Origin of the sequence: Acinetobacter guerrae (assembly GCF_009372255.1) — a bacterium.
Classification (GTDB): domain Bacteria; phylum Pseudomonadota; class Gammaproteobacteria; order Pseudomonadales; family Moraxellaceae; genus Acinetobacter; species Acinetobacter guerrae.
This window is the reverse complement of the sequence record NZ_LXGN01000001.1, coordinates 301,877-319,601: the sequence shown is the minus strand read 5'-3', so window position 1 is coordinate 319,601 and position 17,725 is coordinate 301,877. Positions and strand designations below refer to the sequence as shown.

At 38.0% G+C, this 17,725-nt stretch carries 17 protein-coding genes; 5 read left to right on the top strand and 12 right to left on the bottom strand.

From position 1 onward, the window contains the following. Positions 1-35: 35 nt before the first annotated feature. From A7A69_RS01445 to A7A69_RS01410, 8 genes are all read right to left on the bottom strand, one after another. Positions 36-332 (bottom strand): cyd operon YbgE family protein, encoded by a 297-nt coding sequence (locus A7A69_RS01445; protein ID WP_120370547.1) that lies wholly within the window; start codon positions 330-332, stop codon positions 36-38. Positions 333-336: 4 nt separating this feature from the next. Beyond that, positions 337-438, bottom strand: coding sequence for a cytochrome bd-I oxidase subunit CydX (gene cydX / locus A7A69_RS01440; protein WP_000270276.1), 102 nt, complete (start codon positions 436-438; stop codon positions 337-339). Between the two features lie 18 nt (positions 439-456). Then, the gene (cydB, locus tag A7A69_RS01435) at positions 457-1,602 is read right to left on the bottom strand and encodes a cytochrome d ubiquinol oxidase subunit II (protein ID WP_120370548.1); all 1,146 of its coding nucleotides are present in this window, start codon (positions 1,600-1,602) and stop codon (positions 457-459) included. Further along, entirely contained in the window at positions 1,599-3,185 is a 1,587-nt protein-coding gene (locus A7A69_RS01430) for a cytochrome ubiquinol oxidase subunit I (RefSeq protein ID WP_120370549.1), read from the bottom strand. The genes cydB and A7A69_RS01430 overlap by 4 nt, the downstream gene beginning before the upstream one ends. Then, positions 3,185-3,376: a cytochrome oxidase putative small subunit CydP gene (cydP, locus tag A7A69_RS01425; protein ID WP_120370550.1), complete on the bottom strand. Its 192-nt coding sequence runs from the start codon at positions 3,374-3,376 to the stop codon at positions 3,185-3,187. The genes A7A69_RS01430 and cydP overlap by 1 nt, the downstream gene beginning before the upstream one ends. A 395-nt stretch (positions 3,377-3,771) precedes the next feature. Further along, complete coding sequence (locus A7A69_RS01420; RefSeq protein WP_120370551.1) at positions 3,772-4,383, bottom strand: OB-fold-containig protein; 612 nt, start codon at positions 4,381-4,383, stop codon at positions 3,772-3,774. Between the two features lie 17 nt (positions 4,384-4,400). Beyond that, positions 4,401-4,709 (bottom strand): Rieske (2Fe-2S) protein, encoded by a 309-nt coding sequence (locus A7A69_RS01415; protein WP_171500761.1) that lies wholly within the window; start codon positions 4,707-4,709, stop codon positions 4,401-4,403. 17 nt (positions 4,710-4,726) lie between these two features. Next, complete coding sequence (locus tag A7A69_RS01410) at positions 4,727-5,731, bottom strand: adenosine kinase (protein WP_152876042.1); 1,005 nt, start codon at positions 5,729-5,731, stop codon at positions 4,727-4,729. A gap of 156 nt (positions 5,732-5,887) precedes the next feature. Here A7A69_RS01410 and A7A69_RS01405 point away from each other — a divergent pair, with 156 nt between their 5' ends. From A7A69_RS01405 to A7A69_RS01395, 3 genes are all read left to right on the top strand, one after another. Beyond that, the gene (locus A7A69_RS01405; RefSeq protein ID WP_152876041.1) at positions 5,888-6,331 is read left to right on the top strand and encodes a GNAT family N-acetyltransferase; all 444 of its coding nucleotides are present in this window, start codon (positions 5,888-5,890) and stop codon (positions 6,329-6,331) included. Between the two features lie 179 nt (positions 6,332-6,510). After that, positions 6,511-9,450 (top strand): insulinase family protein, encoded by a 2,940-nt coding sequence (locus A7A69_RS01400; RefSeq protein WP_152876040.1) that lies wholly within the window; start codon positions 6,511-6,513, stop codon positions 9,448-9,450. A 21-nt stretch (positions 9,451-9,471) separates the two neighbouring features. After that, a complete protein-coding gene (locus tag A7A69_RS01395) occupies positions 9,472-10,662 on the top strand; it encodes a phospholipase A (RefSeq protein WP_152876039.1) in 1,191 nt (396 codons plus the stop codon). A gap of 95 nt (positions 10,663-10,757) precedes the next feature. Here the strand turns inward: A7A69_RS01395 and A7A69_RS01390 are convergent, their stop codons facing one another. From A7A69_RS01390 to ilvA, 3 genes are all read right to left on the bottom strand, one after another. Beyond that, positions 10,758-12,092: a TrkH family potassium uptake protein gene (locus A7A69_RS01390; protein WP_151980610.1), complete on the bottom strand. Its 1,335-nt coding sequence runs from the start codon at positions 12,090-12,092 to the stop codon at positions 10,758-10,760. Continuing rightward, positions 12,082-12,747, bottom strand: coding sequence for a potassium channel family protein (locus A7A69_RS01385; RefSeq protein ID WP_120370556.1), 666 nt, complete (start codon positions 12,745-12,747; stop codon positions 12,082-12,084). Before A7A69_RS01385 ends, A7A69_RS01390 begins: the two co-directional genes overlap by 11 nt. Positions 12,748-12,955: 208 nt before the next feature. After that, a complete protein-coding gene (gene ilvA, locus A7A69_RS01380; RefSeq protein ID WP_151980580.1) occupies positions 12,956-14,494 on the bottom strand; it encodes a threonine ammonia-lyase, biosynthetic in 1,539 nt (512 codons plus the stop codon). 105 nt (positions 14,495-14,599) lie between these two features. On the opposite strand from ilvA, the gene rpiA reads away from it, so the two are divergent. Then, a complete protein-coding gene (gene rpiA, locus A7A69_RS01375; protein ID WP_120370560.1) occupies positions 14,600-15,271 on the top strand; it encodes a ribose-5-phosphate isomerase RpiA in 672 nt (223 codons plus the stop codon). Further along, positions 15,271-15,942: a M48 family metallopeptidase gene (locus A7A69_RS01370; protein WP_152876038.1), complete on the top strand. Its 672-nt coding sequence runs from the start codon at positions 15,271-15,273 to the stop codon at positions 15,940-15,942. Before rpiA ends, A7A69_RS01370 begins: the two co-directional genes overlap by 1 nt. Positions 15,943-15,953: 11 nt before the next feature. Here A7A69_RS01370 and A7A69_RS01365 read toward each other — a convergent pair whose 3' ends face one another. Beyond that, positions 15,954-17,471 (bottom strand): hypothetical protein, encoded by a 1,518-nt coding sequence (locus A7A69_RS01365; protein WP_152876037.1) that lies wholly within the window; start codon positions 17,469-17,471, stop codon positions 15,954-15,956. Between the last annotated feature and the right edge of the window lie 254 nt (positions 17,472-17,725).

The following is a 17,725-nucleotide window of genomic DNA, read 5'->3' as shown; positions in this document are numbered from 1 at the left end:
ACCTCCAAAATTTTGGAGGTTTTTTATAAGGGTAGCTATTTAACAAACCATAAATAATAGCCAATTAACATCAGTGGCCATGCGATATAAGGGCTAAATAACCATTTCCATAACCAGAACTGGGGAATGTAACCAACACCATGAATAAAGCCGCCTGAAATCCCCAACATAACTAACATAAGGACACTATGATTATAATGTCCATTTGCATCTAGCATCATAGCAGGATGAACTAATAAAACGGCTGCAAGTGGCAATGCCAACAAAAATGAAATGACCATCGCAATTGTCTGCGTTTTACTTCTTTTTACTGTTGTCACTGCTTCTACCATGATGTTATTCCTCATCTAAATTTTGATGATGCTCAATATAAAGTGCACTCAGAACACCTGCAAAACAAGCCATCAATATTCCAAGAATCCATGCGAAATACCACATATATTTCTCCTCGTTACCTTAGTACAAACTATGTGAATTAGCTTGAATGTCTTTATTGGTAATGACACCCCACATTTTATAGTAGCACCAGCATGTATAACTTAATACAATCGGAACAAAAATGCATGCAGCCACAGTCATTACCCCCAATGTTTTATGGCTTGAAACTGCATCCCACATTGTAAGGCTTGAAACAGGATTGATGCTAGATGGCATTAAGAATGGAAATAATGCGAAACCAGCGGTTAGAATTGTTCCTACAACAGCCAAAGCCGAACCCATAAAGCTGAAACCCGCTTTATTTTTGCTAGATGCAAATACAGCAATCAAACCACCGAGAATACCTAAAATAGGTGCAATCATGGTAATTGGGTATAAGCTATAGTTATTTAACCAGCCATGATTATTGTTAGTAACGACCTCTTTTGCCAAAGGATTGGCAACGCCGTTAGTATCGAATGGTTGAACAATCGAATAGCCTTCTATATTGCCAAAATACAGCCAAGCACCTGCTGCAATAAAGCACACCAGATATATAATCGCCATAATTTGAGTTGCTTTAGCCGCACGACGATGTAAATCTCCGTCTGTACGTAGCATTAGCCATGCTCCACCATGCGCACAAAGCATTGTGACGCTGACTAATCCGCATACAACTGAGAATGGATTCAGTAATGCAAAGAAACTACCTTCATAATGAGAGCGCACAGTTTCATCCAGACTAAAAGGCACACCTACAAGCATATTACCAAATGCTACACCGAACACTAAAGCAGGAACAAAGCTACCAATACATAAGCCCCAGTCCCATGAATTACGCCATTTGGTATTTTCAAGTTTAGATCGATAGTCAAAACCAACAGGTCTTAGAAAAAGTCCAAATAGAACGAGCAATAAGGCCCAATACATACCAGAGAAGGCAACAGCATATACCATTGGCCATGCGGCAAAAATGGCACCACCAGCAGTAATTAACCAGACTTGGTTACCATCCCAGTGGGGGGCGATGGTATTGATTGCTACACGACGTTCGCTATCAGTTTTACCCACGAAAGGCATGAGAATCATAGCACCCATGTCAAAACCATCAGTTAGGGCAAGTCCAATCAGAAGAACCCCGACCAAGATCCACCAGATAATTTTTAAGAGTTCATATTCGATCATGATTGAGTCTCCCCAGCGACCATATTTGAGTTTTCTTGTTTTTCAAAATGGTATTTACCAGTATGAAGTGAGCTTGGCCCCAAACGTGCAAACTTGATCATCAAGTACATTTCAATAATGAGCAGTACGGTGTAGAACGCGGCAAGTGCAATGATTGAACCCCAGACATCGCCTGTACTTAAGCTAGAAGCAGATAAGTGTGTTGGTAAAACCTCACCAATTGTCCACGGTTGGCGTCCACCTTCGGCAACATACCAGCCAGTTTGAGCTGCAATCCATGGTAAGGGTAAAGCAAATAATGCAAATTTAAGTAACCATGGTTTTTCTTCGGCATTACGTTTGGCTACTGACCATGCTGCTAAGATAAATAGCAACAACATAAGGAAACCACAAGCGACCATGATACGGAAAGTGAAGAACAGCGCAGTCACATTAGGAATACTGTCTTTAACAGCAGATTGAATATTTGCTTCAGTCGCATCAGTGACATTTTCGGTATATTTTTTCAATAATAAACCGTAGCCTAAATCTTTCTGGTTTTCTTTAAATGAGTTGAGCAGTTCTGGAGATTTGTCACCAGCACGAAGTTTTTCAAGTTCACTATAAGCCACCATACCATTACGAATACGTAGCTCATGCTCTTTCATCAAGTCGGTGATACCAGTTACTTGCTTATCAACTGAACGTGTTGCAATTAAGCCCAGTGCATAAGGGATTTTAATCGCATAGTCAGTTCGCATTTCTTGCTGATTTGGAATACCAAATAGTGTAAAACTCGCAGGAGCTGGTTGAGTTTCCCATTCAGACTCAATGGCGGCAAGTTTTGCTTTTTGAACATCACCTAACTCATAGCCTGATTCATCACCAAGTAAAATAACAGATAATGTAGAAGCTAAACCGAAAACTGCTGCAATCGCAAAAGAGCGACGCGCAAAGGGTAGATCACGTTTTTTTAATAAATAATAACTGGAAATAGCCAACACAAAAATTGCACCAGTCACATAACCTGCAGAAACAGTATGTACAAATTTTACCTGAGCAACAGGATTAAAAATTAATGCGCCAAAATCTGTGAGTTCCATACGCATGGTTTCATAATTAAATGCAGCACCAACAGGGTTTTGCATCCAACCATTTGCAACCAAAATCCAAAGGGCTGACATATTTGAGCCAATGGCAACTAACCATGTGACACCGAGATGCTGTACTTTGGATAGACGATCCCAACCAAAGAAGAATAAACCAATAAAAGTCGATTCTAGGAAGAAAGCCATTAAGCCTTCAATTGCCAATGGCGCACCAAAAATGTCACCTACATAATGAGAATAGTAAGCCCAGTTTGTACCAAACTGGAATTCCATGGTCAGTCCTGTGGTTACACCTAAAGCGAAGTTGATACCGAACAGTTTTCCCCAGAATTTGGTCATGTCTTTATAAATTTCCTTACCAGAAATGACATATGTCGTTTCCATAATGGCAAGAAGAAAAGCCAATCCTAAAGTCAGTGGAACAAAAATGAAGTGATACATTGCGGTCATAGCGAACTGGAACCGCGAAAGATCGACCACGCTTTCAGAAATCATCAACGTGTCTCCTTGATTTGGGAATTTGTGCCAGCGATACGCTCGGCAACTTGATTGTCAAAATTTTTAGGGATGGTTGGGGCATCAAACCAGATATGTTTAATCGTCAGTAAAATTACAATCTTAATTATTAATATGATGGTAATTTCTTTGACTAGACGTTGATTAAAATCTTTTTTCATTAAGCTCATATATATAAGCCTATATGGTTGGATAATGTATATTATTAATGACATAAATAAAAAAATAAACAATAAAAACACTTAAAATAAAAATATATTATTAAATTGTTTTAAATCAATGTCTTGTTGAAAATTTATTTCAATATATAAAATAAATTAAAGTATATTAAAACACTTGTATTTAAGGTTTAATAAACCTGACTAAATTGGTTGTATTTAAAGTTTTAAATCCGACTAAAATGCTAATAATTAATTTTTTGACGAAATTAAATAACCAACTAATATCGTCGGATTATAATGATTTTTCATTTTTCACAATATAATATTAATTTTATAATTTACTCTTTGGGTTTGAATTATCCTATGCGAGTTTTTTTATTGAATTGATTAAAATATATACATGATTATTGTTGAGGTGTAAATAAGTGATTTGAAACCGCAATTTTTTTGGCGATGTAGTGTGTTTGTTTAAATCGGATTAGAATCACCTGTGAACGAAATTCTAATTCACCAAACTCTGGTTCGACTTGAACATAGTGAATTTGACCAAATTCGTCACGAATGCGTGCTTGAGCCGAAAAACCAGGGCGAGCATTGCCGCTAGAAATTGTTGCAAGCCTTCCAAGCAGGCTAGTGTTATGATGTTCAAGCTGTGGTTTAATCACTTGATCCAGACAGTGAATCATGAACACAGTGAAAAATATAGCAATAATGAAAGCAGGCAGAATAAGATAAAAGGGAGAAACAAAGCTATGTTGCTTGGCAAAAAAAGCCAACTGTAAAAAATAACCAGCAAAACTAAAATTGATTAGTAAAAAAACTAAAATAAGAACTTTTGAAAATTTGACATTAAGCAAGGGCGAATAAACTAACCAGTTTGGAGAAATTTTTCGTATTATCGCACTAGGTCGTATGCCGATATATATTCCAATCGTTTCTGCCATGCTTAACAGAATTAAGGCAACCACACTTAAATGAAAAGGCATCAAGTCATAGTTGAAAAAAAATTCTGACATGGCAAAAACCCGAGATATTATTCTGTTAAGTAAATTCCGCCATCTGAGTGTACCTGAATTTCAATTTTGGTTAAAAAATCACCCAAACAAGGCCCAGAAATACATTCACCAGTTTCTACATTAAACAATGCGCCATGTGTTGAACATTGGATAAATTCCTGATCTTGATCGAGAAATTGATTTTCCAGAAATTCAAGCTCCACTTGTAGGTGGGGGCAGATATTTTGGTAGGCAAAAAATCCACCATCGCGTTGTGTAATAAAAATAGTATCTCCCTGAGATGTCTCATAAGAACGCGCTTCACGCTCAGGGATATCCTCGGTCATGCAAATTTTTTCCATAATTATGCACATTCAGTTTGGAAATTTTTCAGAAGTTTAGCATATTTTTCAATATCTAAACGAGGGCCATATTGGGCTACGACTTCGCTGGAAATAAGAATTGCCAGTTGCGTTGCATCCTCAAGAGACATTTTGTGGTTTAGCGCATATAAAAATGCACCTGCAAAGGCGTCGCCAGCACCATTAGCATCAATTGCTTCGACACGACGTCCACCCAAGTGAAAATGTGTATTAGCAGAATATACAGAAGCACCTTGGGCACTTTGTGTAATGACAATGGTATGATTTTTTAATTTCAATTTTGCAAAGGCGTCATCAAGCGTGTGCGTTTCTGTATACATGAGCGCTTCTTGTTCATTACAGAAAAGCAAATCGACACCGTCATCAATTAATTCTTCCAGACCTTCTCGTGCATATTGAACCATTGCAGGATCAGAAAGTGATAATGCAATTTTTACACCATGTTCGCGTGCAATTTGACGTGCTTGTTTTACTGCTAAACGAGCCGAAGGACTGGTTGATAAATAACCTTCGATGTAAAGCCACTTCGCATTTTTTAATGGCTCATAATCGATTTGATCGGAAGATAGCTCAGTGGTAATCCCAAGATACGTATGCATGGTGCGTTCTGTATCTGGACTAATCAGTACCATACAAGTACCTGTAACACCTTCAGTTTTTGATTTTTCTGAAGTATGAATATCGGCATCATTTAAACCATCAAGGTAAATTTGCCCAAGTTCATCATTGCCAACACGACATGCATAAAATGCAGAACTACCTAAAGCACTAAAAGCAACCGTGGTGTTTGCCGCAGATCCACCACTGGCTTGACCTTTATAATCCTGAGAATCTAATAGATTTTGATATAATGCTGCTTGAGTTGGACCATCGGTTAACTGCATTGTGCCTTTTTGCAAGCCTTGCTGGGCTAAAAAATCATCAGAGATTTTAAATTCTTGATCAATAAGCGCGTTACCAATTGCAAAAAGGTCTACAGTTGCCATGATTGTATTCACATAAAAAATCAAAGCACACAGTTTACACGATTGTTCAGTTTTGCTGTAGTTTGATGAATAAATTTCATTGGTTCAGCACATAAGCCGTTATGGATTGAGTTGAGCCACTTCATTAAATTTTTATTTAAGATTGATGGGGTAAATATGCTAACTATCAATAAAATTTTAAATTTACCCCGCGATTTCAATGTATTAGTTGAATATTCTGTGCATGAGAAGTTTCGTTTCTTAAAGCGTTTGTATGATGAGTTTGAAATGGGGAAAAATCAGTTTTCAGGTGTTGGCGAAGCATTATTTGAAGCGCGTTTGAATCAGCAACTTGTCGCAATATGTGGTTTAAACCAAGATACATTCTCGCAAGATGATCAGATTGGTCGCTTAAGGCGTTTTTATGTACATCCAGAATATCGCCAACAAGGTATTGGTCAGGCGATGCTTGAGACTGTAGAAGCTTATGCCCACAATTATTTTAAGGTTTTACACCTTTACACAGATACGGAAAATGCGGCTAAATTCTATAGAAAGATGGGCTATAGCTTTTTTGTTGATGAGCAAAGTAATTATCAAAAGAATCTTTTGAATTTTTAAAAATTTGCTCAGTTATTTGATGAGGAGTAAAAATATAGTTTGAATTTTAATGATCTTTTTAAAACATGCACAAAAATATAGCAAAACAAAGAAATTGTGTCAGATTAAAACTACCAAATTGGTTAGAGAGTAAGGCTATAATGGAAGCCAATTTATAAAGCGAAATTTTAGGAGATCACATGACGGTAGATGTCACTGAAACCATTAATCAAACTGTACATCCTGCGTTTCAGTTGGTACGTCAACACCATGTTGAAGCTTTAGATATTCTAGTTTCTGAATACGCCCATAAAGTGACGGGCGCTATTCACTACCACTTAGCCACTTCGCATGATGAAAATGTTTTTTTAGTGGCATTTCGTACTCAGCCGATGGATTCGAAAGGCACAGCGCATATTCTTGAACATACGGCATTGTGTGGCTCAGAGAAATTTCCTGTACGTGATCCGTTTTTCTTGATGATTCGCCGTTCATTGAATACTTTCATGAATGCTTTTACTGCGGCAGACTGGACGGCTTATCCGTTTGCAACACAAAATAAAAAAGATTTTCAAAACTTATTGTCTGTTTATCTGGATGCAGCTTTTGCAGCCAATTTGAACCCTTTAGACTTTGCACAGGAAGGGATTCGCATTGAGCTTGAAAATGGCGAGCCTGTTTATAAGGGTGTGGTTTTTAATGAAATGAAAGGGGCAATGAGCGCACCTTCAGACCAACTTTATCATCAATTGGCTCATCATTTATTCCCACAAACAACGTATCACTATAATTCTGGTGGTGATCCAAAAGATATTCCTGATCTGACTTATCAACAATTAGTTCGTTTTTACAAGACCCATTATCATCCAAGTAATGCGGTATTTATGACCTTTGGTAATCAAAGTGCTTATGAACTGCAAGAACAATTTGAAAAACTGGCGTTGGCTAGATTTGAAAAAGGCACTACGCTTTATTCAACGCCAGAAAAACGTTTGACCGCTCCAATTGAAGTCACTGAAAATTATGCGGTAGATAGCGAAGATTTAACTGATAAAACGTATCATGTTTTGGCGTGGTTGTTACCTCAAGCAAGTGATATTAAATTGCGTTTGGGTATGCGTTTGGTAGAAGGAATCTTACTGGAAAACTCTGCTTCTCCATTGCGTCATTATCTGGAAACATGTGGCTATGCGCAGTCTACAGGTCCATTAATGGGTGTAGATGATTCTAATTTTGAGATGACATTTTATTGCGGCGTTCAGGGTTCAAATGCCGAATATGCCGAAGAATTTAAACAAGGTGTTCTCAAGGTTTTACAGGATGTTGCATCAAAACCGATTGATCAGGCGTTGGTTGATGCGATTTTGCACCAGATTGAATTGCATCAGCGCGAAATCAATGGCGATGGTATGCCTTATGGTTTGAGTTTGATTTTAAATGGTTTAAGTAGTGCGATTCACCATAATGATCCCGTTCATGTCTGGGATGTGGACACCGCAATTGATCAGGTTAAAGAAGAACTCAAAGATCCGATGTGGCTTTCAAATCTGATTCAGACGTATCTTTTGGATAATCCACACCGCGTACAGATGACACTTATTCCTGATGCTGAAAAATCTGTGAAAGAGCAAGCGGATGAAAAAGCACGTTTGGCGAAAATTGGTGAACATTTAACTGATGCTGATCGTGCTGAAATTGAAGCAAATACGGAAGCGTTGAAACAACGTCAGGATACACCTGATGATTTGGATTTATTGCCAAAAGTCGGACTTGAAGATGTCCCAGCAGATTTGCACATTGTGCAGGGCCAACTTAGAGAAATTATTTCAAATCGCCATGATTATCCGCTCAATTTATATCATGCTGGAACAAATGGTATTTATTATCAGCAAGTTCTGATTGAAATCCCGAATGAAATTGTTCAGTCACCTTACTTTAGTTTGTTGTCTATTTTGATGGGAGAAGTTGGTGCTGGTGAATATGATTATTTAACTTTGCAACAACTACAAACTGCGATAAGTGGCGGTTTGGGCATGGGCGCTTCATTACGCAGTAAAGTCGATGATAAAGGCAAAATTAGTGCATGGTTGACGTTAACCACTAAATCTTTAAATGAACGTTTAGATGCGATTGGCCTATTAAAGTTGGCCTTTGAAAAGCTTCGTTTTGATGAAAAAGAACGCATTATTGAGTTATTACAACAACGTAAAACGCGCTGGAAATCTCGTTTATCTGGTTCTGGTCATAGCTATGCGATGCAAATTGCATCACGCAATATGAGTGCATTGGCACAACGTGATTATCATAATACAGGTTTGGGTGCTTTAAATTGGCTTAATGATCTGGTTGATGGTATTGAGCAAGATGATGCAGCTTATGACGCATTCATCAATGAACTAAAAAGCATTCATTTAAAGCTGCTTCAGGCACCTAAGCAATTTTTGTTGGTATGTGAGGAACAGCTTTCTGAACAATTAATTGAAGAAATTCAGAATGTTTGGGATACAGTTGAAATCGATAGCAATATTGCTAATATTCAGCAAATTAATCCTCAACAAAATGATCATGATGAAGCATGGCTGATTCAGGCTAACGTCCAATTCTGTGCATCTGCATATTCAGCTGTTGATGTTTCACATCCTGATGCAGCACCTTTAATGGTGTTAGCAGCTTATTTGCGTAATGGCTATTTACATAGTGCCATTCGCGAAAAAGGCGGGGCTTATGGCGGTGGGGCAAGCTATGATGGTAATGCGTGTTCATTCCGTTTTTACAGTTATCGTGATCCGCGTCTGGCTGAAACATTTAAAGATTTTGACGCGAGTGTGGAATGGCTTTTGCATACTGAACAGCAGCCGCATCAACTTGAAGAAGCAATTTTGGGTTTAGTCTCAAGTATGGATAAACCAGGTTCTCCTGCTGGAGAAGCGATTACAGCATGTTATGCGCTTTTACATGCACGTACACCTGCATTTCGAAAAACTTTGCGGACACGTTTGTTAAATGTCACCTTGGATGATTTAGAACGTGTGGCAAAACAATATTTAATTAATCAGAAACCGACAAAAGCTGTAGTTGCACCGTTTGCAAAACGTCAGGAACTTGAGCAGCTTGGTTTTCAGATTAAACAAGTCAATTAAAACAAAAAACTGGAGAACCTTATGTCGTTCAAATCTTTTGAACGAACACCAATTCGACTGAGTATGTTTAGCATGCTCAGTTGTATGGGTGTATCTGCTGTACATGCTGAAATATCGATGAAAGCTCAAACACCTGCACCCATTGTAAAAAATGCAGAGTCACCTGCTGCTCCCGCAAGTGCCAAAGCTTGTGTTGCACTGGATTCAAATGCAGATCGTCTTGCTTGCTACGATGCAATTTTTAAACTACCTGTAGATACTGCAAACGCGATCGCAGCACAAGCTGCCGCGCCTGTTGAATCTGTACAGACCAAAGCACAACCTACATCTTTAAAAGAAAAAGTTGAAGAAAAGGTGGGCAGTTTATTTGCCTTGGAAGCTGATCCGCTCGATCCAAATGTTTCTTTGTTAGATAAACGTTGGGAGTTATCTGAAAAAGCTAAACTCGGAACATGGAATATTCGTGCATTTAAACCTGTGTATTTGATGCCCGTATTCTGGACAACCAAGAAAAATGAATTTCCTTCTAGTCCAAACCCGAATAACACAGTAGATCAGAATCAAAATTTAGATTCGCTTGAGTCGAAATTTCAGCTTTCACTGAAAACAAAGGCTTGGGAAAATATTATCGGTAATAATGGTGATTTATGGTTGGGGTATACCCAGTCTTCACGTTGGCAAGTTTATAATGGTGATGAATCTCGACCATTTCGAGAAACAAACTATGAGCCTGAAGCCACATTAATGTTTCGTACCAATTATAAAGTTTTTGGTTTGGATGGGCGTTTGCTTGGCATGACATTGAATCATCAGTCCAATGGTCGTTCAGATCCTTTATCACGTAGTTGGAATCGTGTGATTTTTAATGTCGGATTTGAAAAAGATAATTTTGCTTTGATGCTACGACCGTGGATTCGTATTGAGGAAGAAGCGAAAAATGATAATAATCCAGACATTGAAGATTATGTTGGACGAGGAGATTTGACTGCATTCTATAAGTGGAATGATCATGATTTTTCTCTCATGCTTCGACATTCTTTAAAAGATGGTGATGACTCGCATGGCGCTGCACAGTTTGACTGGACATTCCCGATTAGTGGAAAGTTGCGTGGTCATTTTCAGGTGTTTGATGGTTATGGTGAAAGTCTGATTGATTATAATCATAGAGCTACCTATTTCGGTTTGGGTATTTCTCTTATGGATTGGTATTGATCGACCAATTAAATCATATCGTTATCTATCTTTAATAAAACGCCCAATTGGCTTATTGGGCGTTTTATAGTTTAAAGTGTTTAAAATTTAATAAATTAACCAATTTGAATATCTGCACTTGGATGCTTAAGTCGACTTTTCTTGGGTGTTGCAATCAAATAAGCAAGAGTGAGTGGGCCTAAACGACCTGCAAACATGAGTAAACTTAGTACAAATAAACTGCCATTATGTAATTCTCCTGTTACGCCACGCGATAAACCTACTGTACATGCTGCTGACACAACTTCAAAAAATAGATCCAAAAAGTTTTTATGTGGTTCTAAAACTAGAATAGTCATGAGCCCAATAAAGATTAAGCTTAAGGTAATAACAACTACTGCAAGTGCTTTAAATGTACTTTCATAGGAAATGGAATGATTGAACACTCGAATTTCATCATTTCGGCGCAAAAATGAGACGACGCTCAATACTAAAATAAAAAAAGTGCCTACCTTAATTCCACCTGCTGTACTGAGGGAGCCGCCACCAATAAACATTAAAAACATAGTGAGTAGGGTGGAACTATCCATCAAAGATGCAGTATTGATGGTATTAAAGCCTGAAGAACGAGGAACTGTCGCTTGAAACCACGCATTAATTGCTTGTTCCCCGAGTGTCATTTGGCTGAAAGTAAGGGGGTTATTGGCTTCCATTAACCAGATTAATAAAAAACCACTCAAATTTAAAATTGCAATGGTAGATAAAACGACTTTGCTATTTGTACTCAGTTTTTTCCAGCGTTTGTTCTGCTTAATATCCATAAGCACCAGAAAACCAATACCGCCTAATATATAAAGAAAACTAATTGCAAGACACGCGAAATAATGATTTTGGAAACCGACTAAACTATCAGGGAATAAGGAAAATCCTGCATTGTTAAATGCTGAAACACTATAAAAAAAGGCATAATACAAAGCCTGTGAAAAACCGAATTGCGATGTCCAGATCGTAGTTAGAATAATTATTCCTGTTATTTCAAAGAACAGAGAATAAAAAAATACCGACTGCGCGATAGTCGTGACTTTAGACAGGCTGGTTTGTCCAAGTGAATCCTGCGCCATCATTTGTTGTCTAAGCCCTAATTGTGGGGCAAGACTTAAGGCAGCTAAAATCGCAAAAGTCATAAAACCTAAGCCGCCACACTGAATCAGAAATAGCAAAATAAGCTGACCAGTCGTGGTAAGTGATTGACCAATATTCACAACTGAAAGCCCTGTAATGGTCACCGCAGAGGTTGCAGTGAACAGGGCATCCATCCAACTTAAATCACCATGATTCGCAACAGGAAGTTTAAGTAAAAGCGTTCCAACGATGATAAAACTCAAGAACCCTAGTGCTAAAAGTGATGGAGGACTTAAGTTAAACGTTTTATTCTTAAGTTTAGGTTTCATCATAGCTTAGAAATCGCTTGGAGAGTTTTTTTAACGGTTCGAGATGACCTTCTACAATCAAAATATCTTTTGACTGGACTGCATACGCAGGATCTGGATCATAAATAATATCTTTGCCGCGTTGTAATAAGATAGTTTTTACATGCTGGGTGGCATCAAGTAAGCCAAGTAAATGTACACCATTTAAATGCTTGGGAATTTCAATTTTTACAATAAAATGATCATCATTGAGTGCCATATAGCGGCTGACCATTGGGTAGTTTAAAGCCTGCGCGACACGTACACCCATATCTTCTTCAGGATGGATGATTTTATCAACGTGTAAATGAGATAAAATCATATGATGAGCTTTGGTTTTTGCTTTGACCCAAATTTTCGGGACGCCGAGATTTTTTAAATGTAAAACACATAAGATACTGGCTTCAATATCTTCACCAATGGCAACTACGACAGCCGCACAATTTTTGATATTCAGCTCTTCAAGAACATGTTCATCGCTTGCATCTGCGATAACAGCATGTGTGAGTTGATCACTAACGTCTTCTACATTGCGTTTAATGGTATCTATACCAATGACATCATGCTTTAACTGTGCAAGCTGTACCGCGACAGTTGCACCAAAACTTCCTAGACCGATGACAGCAAATTGGGCCATATTTAACCTGATGATTTTTGTATAAGTAATAAGGATAAAATTTCTTAACGCATTCAATTTTAAAGATAAATAGCTCTTAACCGACTTTAAATCTTGGATAAGCTATTATTGAAGTAGTTTATTATTTTTGAACAGGTTTTAATGCAAAGAAGTGTTAAAAAACCGATAAGGTATGCGACATCACCCTTATCGGTTTTTATTCAAAAGATTACTTTAAAAAACGTTGATATCCGATATTTTGAGTAATCTCTTCATAAGGATAAGTAATATTTTCTAGTGTTTCGATCAGTACATCAGGATTTTCTTGTGTATCTGTTGCTTGTAACCCAACCAATACGCGACCTTCAGCAGCGCCATGGTTACGATAATGAAATAAACTAATATTATGAGTTGGGCCTAAGCGTTCAAGAAAAGTCAGTAATGCACCTGGTCGTTCTGGGAATTCAACCCGAAATAGGCGTTCATTTGTAATATTGGCATGACCACCAATCAAATAACGAATATGTAGCTTAGCCACTTCATCATCAGAAAGGTCATCTACTTCATACAATTCTTTAAGTGAATTGAACGTTTCAATCCGTTCAGCCTGACCTGATTTTAAACTGATCCCCACAAAGACCTGAGCTTCATCACTGGCACTAGCGCGGTAGTTAAATTCAGTAATATTACGACCATGTAGAGCACGACAAAAATTTAAAAATGCACCTTTTTGCTCTGGAATCGTTACAGCAAAAATAGCTTCTTTATGTTCACCCAATTCAGTACGTTCAGCAATATACCGTAAGCGGTCAAAGTTCATGTTTGCGCCACAGACGATTGAGACAATATTTTTATCTTGAATTTGATGTTGTTCGACGTATTTTTTAATACCTGCAAGTGCCATTGCCCCTGAAGGTTCGACAATGCTACGGCATTCATCAAAAGTATCTTTAATGGCGGCACAAATCTCATCTGTATTAACTAATACAACTTCGCGTTCAACAATTGGCCCAGAGTTATCCGATTTTTGTAGTTGAATGACTTCAAATGGTTTTTCGCCAATTTGTGCAACGGCAGTGCCATCAGCAAATAAACCTACATGTGGTAAAATAACCCGTTCATTTGTTTCAAAAGCAGCTTTTAAGCAAGCTGACTCATCATATTCAACAGGGATGATTTTAACGTGCGGAGCAACATCACCCAAATAAGCAGCAACTCCTGCAATTAAGCCACCACCACCGACAGCAACAAAGACATATTCAACATCACGCCATTGACGTAAAATTTCATTGGCAATGGTGCCTTGACCTGCCATCACCAATTCATCGTCATATGGCGGAATAAAAGTCATTCCTTCTTCTTTGGCACGTTGAATCGCATATTTATTGGCAACATCAAAAGAATCGCCATGCAAAACCACTTCACCGCCCAGACGTTTAACAGCCTGCACTTTAATATCTGGTGTGGTTTTAGGCATAACAATAATGGCGCGTATCCCTAACTTTTGACCAGATAATGCAACACCTTGAGCATGGTTACCTGCTGAAGCGGTGATGACGCCACGTTCCAATTGGGATTTTGGGAGTTGGCTAATACGGTTATAGGCACCCCGTAGTTTAAAAGAAAAAACAGGTTGTAAATCTTCGCGTTTAAAACGAATGTTATTGTTAAGCTTCTCACTAATTCGTGGCGCTGCTTCGAGTGGGGTTTCGATTGCAACGTCATACACCGTTGCCTGTAAAATTTGTCGAACCAAACGAGACAGCATGTTAATCTTCCATCTAACAGTTTAAAATAAACGATTATTGTAACAAACCCCTACGCATTTGCGCCGATTAATTCGCCCAAATGTGAAAAATAGTTGAGTGATGTCATGAGCCTGTATGCAACCCAAGATGAAAAAAAACAAGCTGCTGCGCAAGCTGCTTTAAAACATTTGCCAAGAGGTGGCATATTAGGAGTGGGAACAGGCAGTACGGTTAATTTTTTGATTGATTTATTACCTGAGTTACAGCTTGAAGCTGCTGTGGCGAGTTCTCAAGCAACTGCTGAGCGGTTACAAAAACTTGGCATCGAAGTTGTCGATATGAATCATGTTGGTGGCTTAGATGCATATGTTGATGGTGCAGATGAAATTGATCGCCATATGCATATGATTAAAGGTGGTGGTGCGGCGCTGACACGTGAAAAGATTGTGGCGTCTATCGCTAAAAAATTCGTATGTATTGTAGATGATTCAAAATGGGTCGAACAATTAGGACGCGAGTTTCCATTGCCTGTCGAAGTCATTCCAATGGCACGTTCAGCTGTAGCGCGTAAAATCGTCACATTAGGTGGTGACCCTGTTTATCGAGAAGGTGTAGTGACCGATAACGGTAACGTAATTTTAGATGTTTATAATTTAAATATCTTAAATGCACTTGAGCTTGAGAAAACTTTGAACGATATTCCAGGTGTGGTCACTAACGGTATTTTTGCACTTAACTCTGCATCTATTGCAATTGTTGCGACCAATAATGGTATTGAAGAGCGTACTGCGATTTAATGCATTTGGAAACAATACCAGAAATTAAGATCGTACGACATGTAAGAGCAAGACATTTGCGCTTACGTGTCGAGCCTCATCAGATACGATTAACTGTACCTTTATTTTGTACAAAAAAACAAATCCAGCAGTTTTTAGATCAGTCGCAGGACTGGTTAATGCAGACGTGGCAAAAACAAACTCAACAACAAATTGCAAGTTCAAATTTTCAGCATATTCAATTTTTTAATCAAGATCAGCCTTATCAGATTGTATTGCGTAAACAACACAAAAATTATGTCATCGATCATGAACAAGCCTGTGTCTTCATTCGTGAGGATAAAGGAGTGAGCGTATTAAAGGGCATGATTTATGACTATGCGAAACAATATTTACCTTTATATCTGGACAAGATTAGTCGGCAGACTGGACTAAATTTTCGTGATTGCAGTGTTCGACGACCTAAAACACGGTGGGGAAGTTGCAGTGTACAACATAGTATTATGTTGCATGCGGGATTAGTTTTGATGCAACCAGAAATTGTACGTTATGTTTGTGTGCATGAACTAGCGCATACACGTTATTTTAACCACAGCGCTCAGTTTTGGGCTGAAGTAGAAAAATTCGAACCAGACTATCTTATACACCGCAAACAACTGAAAAGTTATCAGTTGCCTGCATGGTGGTATTGAAGTAAAGCTAACTAGTCAAATGTGCAATTTAGTTGCGGCGTTTCCAGTTGTGTAGGGGACGTGTGTTGATCTAAACCTGCGCTAGCAGACAGAATTTTATTGGCTTTAATTTTGAGCTGAATAAATGGATATTGTTGTGAGTTATTACTTGGTTCGGCAGAACCACTATTCAGAATATATTCCTGTGTCGATGCATTGATTTGGAGCAAATTATCCGTGCTGCCACCATTCAGACTGGATTTATAGCTTTGGCTACCTTGCGTCAGCTCAATGTCACCTGTCGCTCTGACTTTTAAAACACAACCATTTTTTTCATAAAGCCCAATTAGGTATTCAATTGAGGGAAAATTGATATCATTATTGTCGTTATTAATCCCAGAAATGCCTTGTTTACATAGATAAATTGAATCTCCACATACGGTTGAATTGTTAAATCCAACAGCACGTCGATAATCGCCTGCACCGCTTGTTCGTATATTGAAAGAATTGTAGGCAGCGTCAGGCGTTCCACTATAAGTACGTTCAGCTAATGCTTTGTAACCTGCGCCATTTAAACTTGGTTGTAGTTGACGAACGGCTAAATCTAATACGGCGCTCTTTAAGTGACTTGCAAATAAATCTCTTGCCGCTTTTTGATTTGCTCCAATATCAGGGGCAGTATTTAAACGTGCATCAGCATTTTGAACTGTGGTGATCATGGGAGTAAAAGCAGTTTTATTGCCATTCACACTTTTACCATCTAAATAGCCATCTGCTAAATCAAGCGCAATATTCTGAGTAAATTCTGAATAATAGTTGCTACTTTGGTTGTGTGTATTGTACCAATAAACGAAATAACCAAAACTTAAATAACTATCCAGATAAACATTTTGTGGCAATGCAGTATAGGTTAGATTGGTTAACGCATTTGCATTGGTTAAAGTCGGCGTCTTTTCATTTTTAAAGGCATTTAATAGAGCAGTGTTTACATCCTGCATAGCCATAATGAAATGAGTATCATTGATCTTGGACGTTTCTATATTTTCATCAGGTAACTGACCTGCGCGTACTAAAGTGCGTTGGTAAACAGCTTCTGAGACTGGACTGACATAAAATATGCGTGACTCAGTCGAGGTTGGCCAAAGTAATGCATGATAAGTTCCATCAAGTGTTACATATTTATCATTAATAAAATCATAAATTTGTGAGTTTTGATTGGTGGTAATTTCAAGGCGATAAATTCGGTTTGCTCTTTCAATAGGAAACTTTAGAACAGATGAAATTCCGCTAAAAGATGCGACTTCTGTGACGACTTGATTACTGGTGTTGTCATAAAGTTTAAGATTCACATTATGCATTTCTAGAGGAAGTTTAATTAGAACCTCATTGGGTTGCAAAACTTCACTACTTGAATTTTCGTTATTTGCTTGTGTAGTTGGAGGGGTGTTAGAGCTTCCTCCACAACTGGCAAGATAAGTACTGAGTATGACAATACCAATTGATTTGCATAAATTAGTATATTGATATTGTCTTCTTTTGAAAAAAGGCATTCCTTCACCCCTGAAATTTTAGTCATCCGTGCCAACCAAGGAGTCAGTTTGATATTCACTAACAATCTATTATTTAAATTAGAGACTTTAGTCCTTGTCATTCAACGACATAAAATACTTTTGTATAGCCTTCATGGCTTATATAAAGTTTTATCCAGTTTAAACTATTGGCTTTATTTCATTTTATGTCATCTCAATATAACGACTAAAGTAATTTTTGACCAGTGGTAGAGTATGTGACAAATACTTTATTA

Excerpts from the sequence above, each read along its gene's own strand:
- A7A69_RS01445 (WP_120370547.1), bottom strand. The coding sequence starts at position 332 with ATGGTAGAAGCAGTGACAACAGTAAAAAGAAGTAAAACGCAGACAATT.
- cydX (WP_000270276.1), bottom strand. The coding sequence starts at position 438 with ATGTGGTATTTCGCATGGATTCTTGGAATATTGATGGCTTGTTTTGCA.
- cydB (WP_120370548.1), bottom strand. The coding sequence starts at position 1,602 with ATGATCGAATATGAACTCTTAAAAATTATCTGGTGGATCTTGGTCGGG.
- A7A69_RS01430 (WP_120370549.1), bottom strand. The coding sequence starts at position 3,185 with ATGATTTCTGAAAGCGTGGTCGATCTTTCGCGGTTCCAGTTCGCTATG.
- cydP (WP_120370550.1), bottom strand. The coding sequence starts at position 3,376 with ATGAGCTTAATGAAAAAAGATTTTAATCAACGTCTAGTCAAAGAAATT.
- A7A69_RS01420 (WP_120370551.1), bottom strand. The coding sequence starts at position 4,383 with ATGTCAGAATTTTTTTTCAACTATGACTTGATGCCTTTTCATTTAAGT.
- A7A69_RS01415 (WP_171500761.1), bottom strand. The coding sequence starts at position 4,709 with ATGACCGAGGATATCCCTGAGCGTGAAGCGCGTTCTTATGAGACATCT.
- A7A69_RS01410 (WP_152876042.1), bottom strand. The coding sequence starts at position 5,731 with ATGGCAACTGTAGACCTTTTTGCAATTGGTAACGCGCTTATTGATCAA.
- A7A69_RS01405 (WP_152876041.1), top strand. The coding sequence starts at position 5,888 with ATGCTAACTATCAATAAAATTTTAAATTTACCCCGCGATTTCAATGTA.
- A7A69_RS01400 (WP_152876040.1), top strand. The coding sequence starts at position 6,511 with ATGACGGTAGATGTCACTGAAACCATTAATCAAACTGTACATCCTGCG.
- A7A69_RS01395 (WP_152876039.1), top strand. The coding sequence starts at position 9,472 with ATGTCGTTCAAATCTTTTGAACGAACACCAATTCGACTGAGTATGTTT.
- A7A69_RS01390 (WP_151980610.1), bottom strand. The coding sequence starts at position 12,092 with ATGAAACCTAAACTTAAGAATAAAACGTTTAACTTAAGTCCTCCATCA.
- A7A69_RS01385 (WP_120370556.1), bottom strand. The coding sequence starts at position 12,747 with ATGGCCCAATTTGCTGTCATCGGTCTAGGAAGTTTTGGTGCAACTGTC.
- ilvA (WP_151980580.1), bottom strand. The coding sequence starts at position 14,494 with ATGCTGTCTCGTTTGGTTCGACAAATTTTACAGGCAACGGTGTATGAC.
- rpiA (WP_120370560.1), top strand. The coding sequence starts at position 14,600 with ATGAGCCTGTATGCAACCCAAGATGAAAAAAAACAAGCTGCTGCGCAA.
- A7A69_RS01370 (WP_152876038.1), top strand. The coding sequence starts at position 15,271 with ATGCATTTGGAAACAATACCAGAAATTAAGATCGTACGACATGTAAGA.
- A7A69_RS01365 (WP_152876037.1), bottom strand. The coding sequence starts at position 17,471 with ATGCCTTTTTTCAAAAGAAGACAATATCAATATACTAATTTATGCAAA.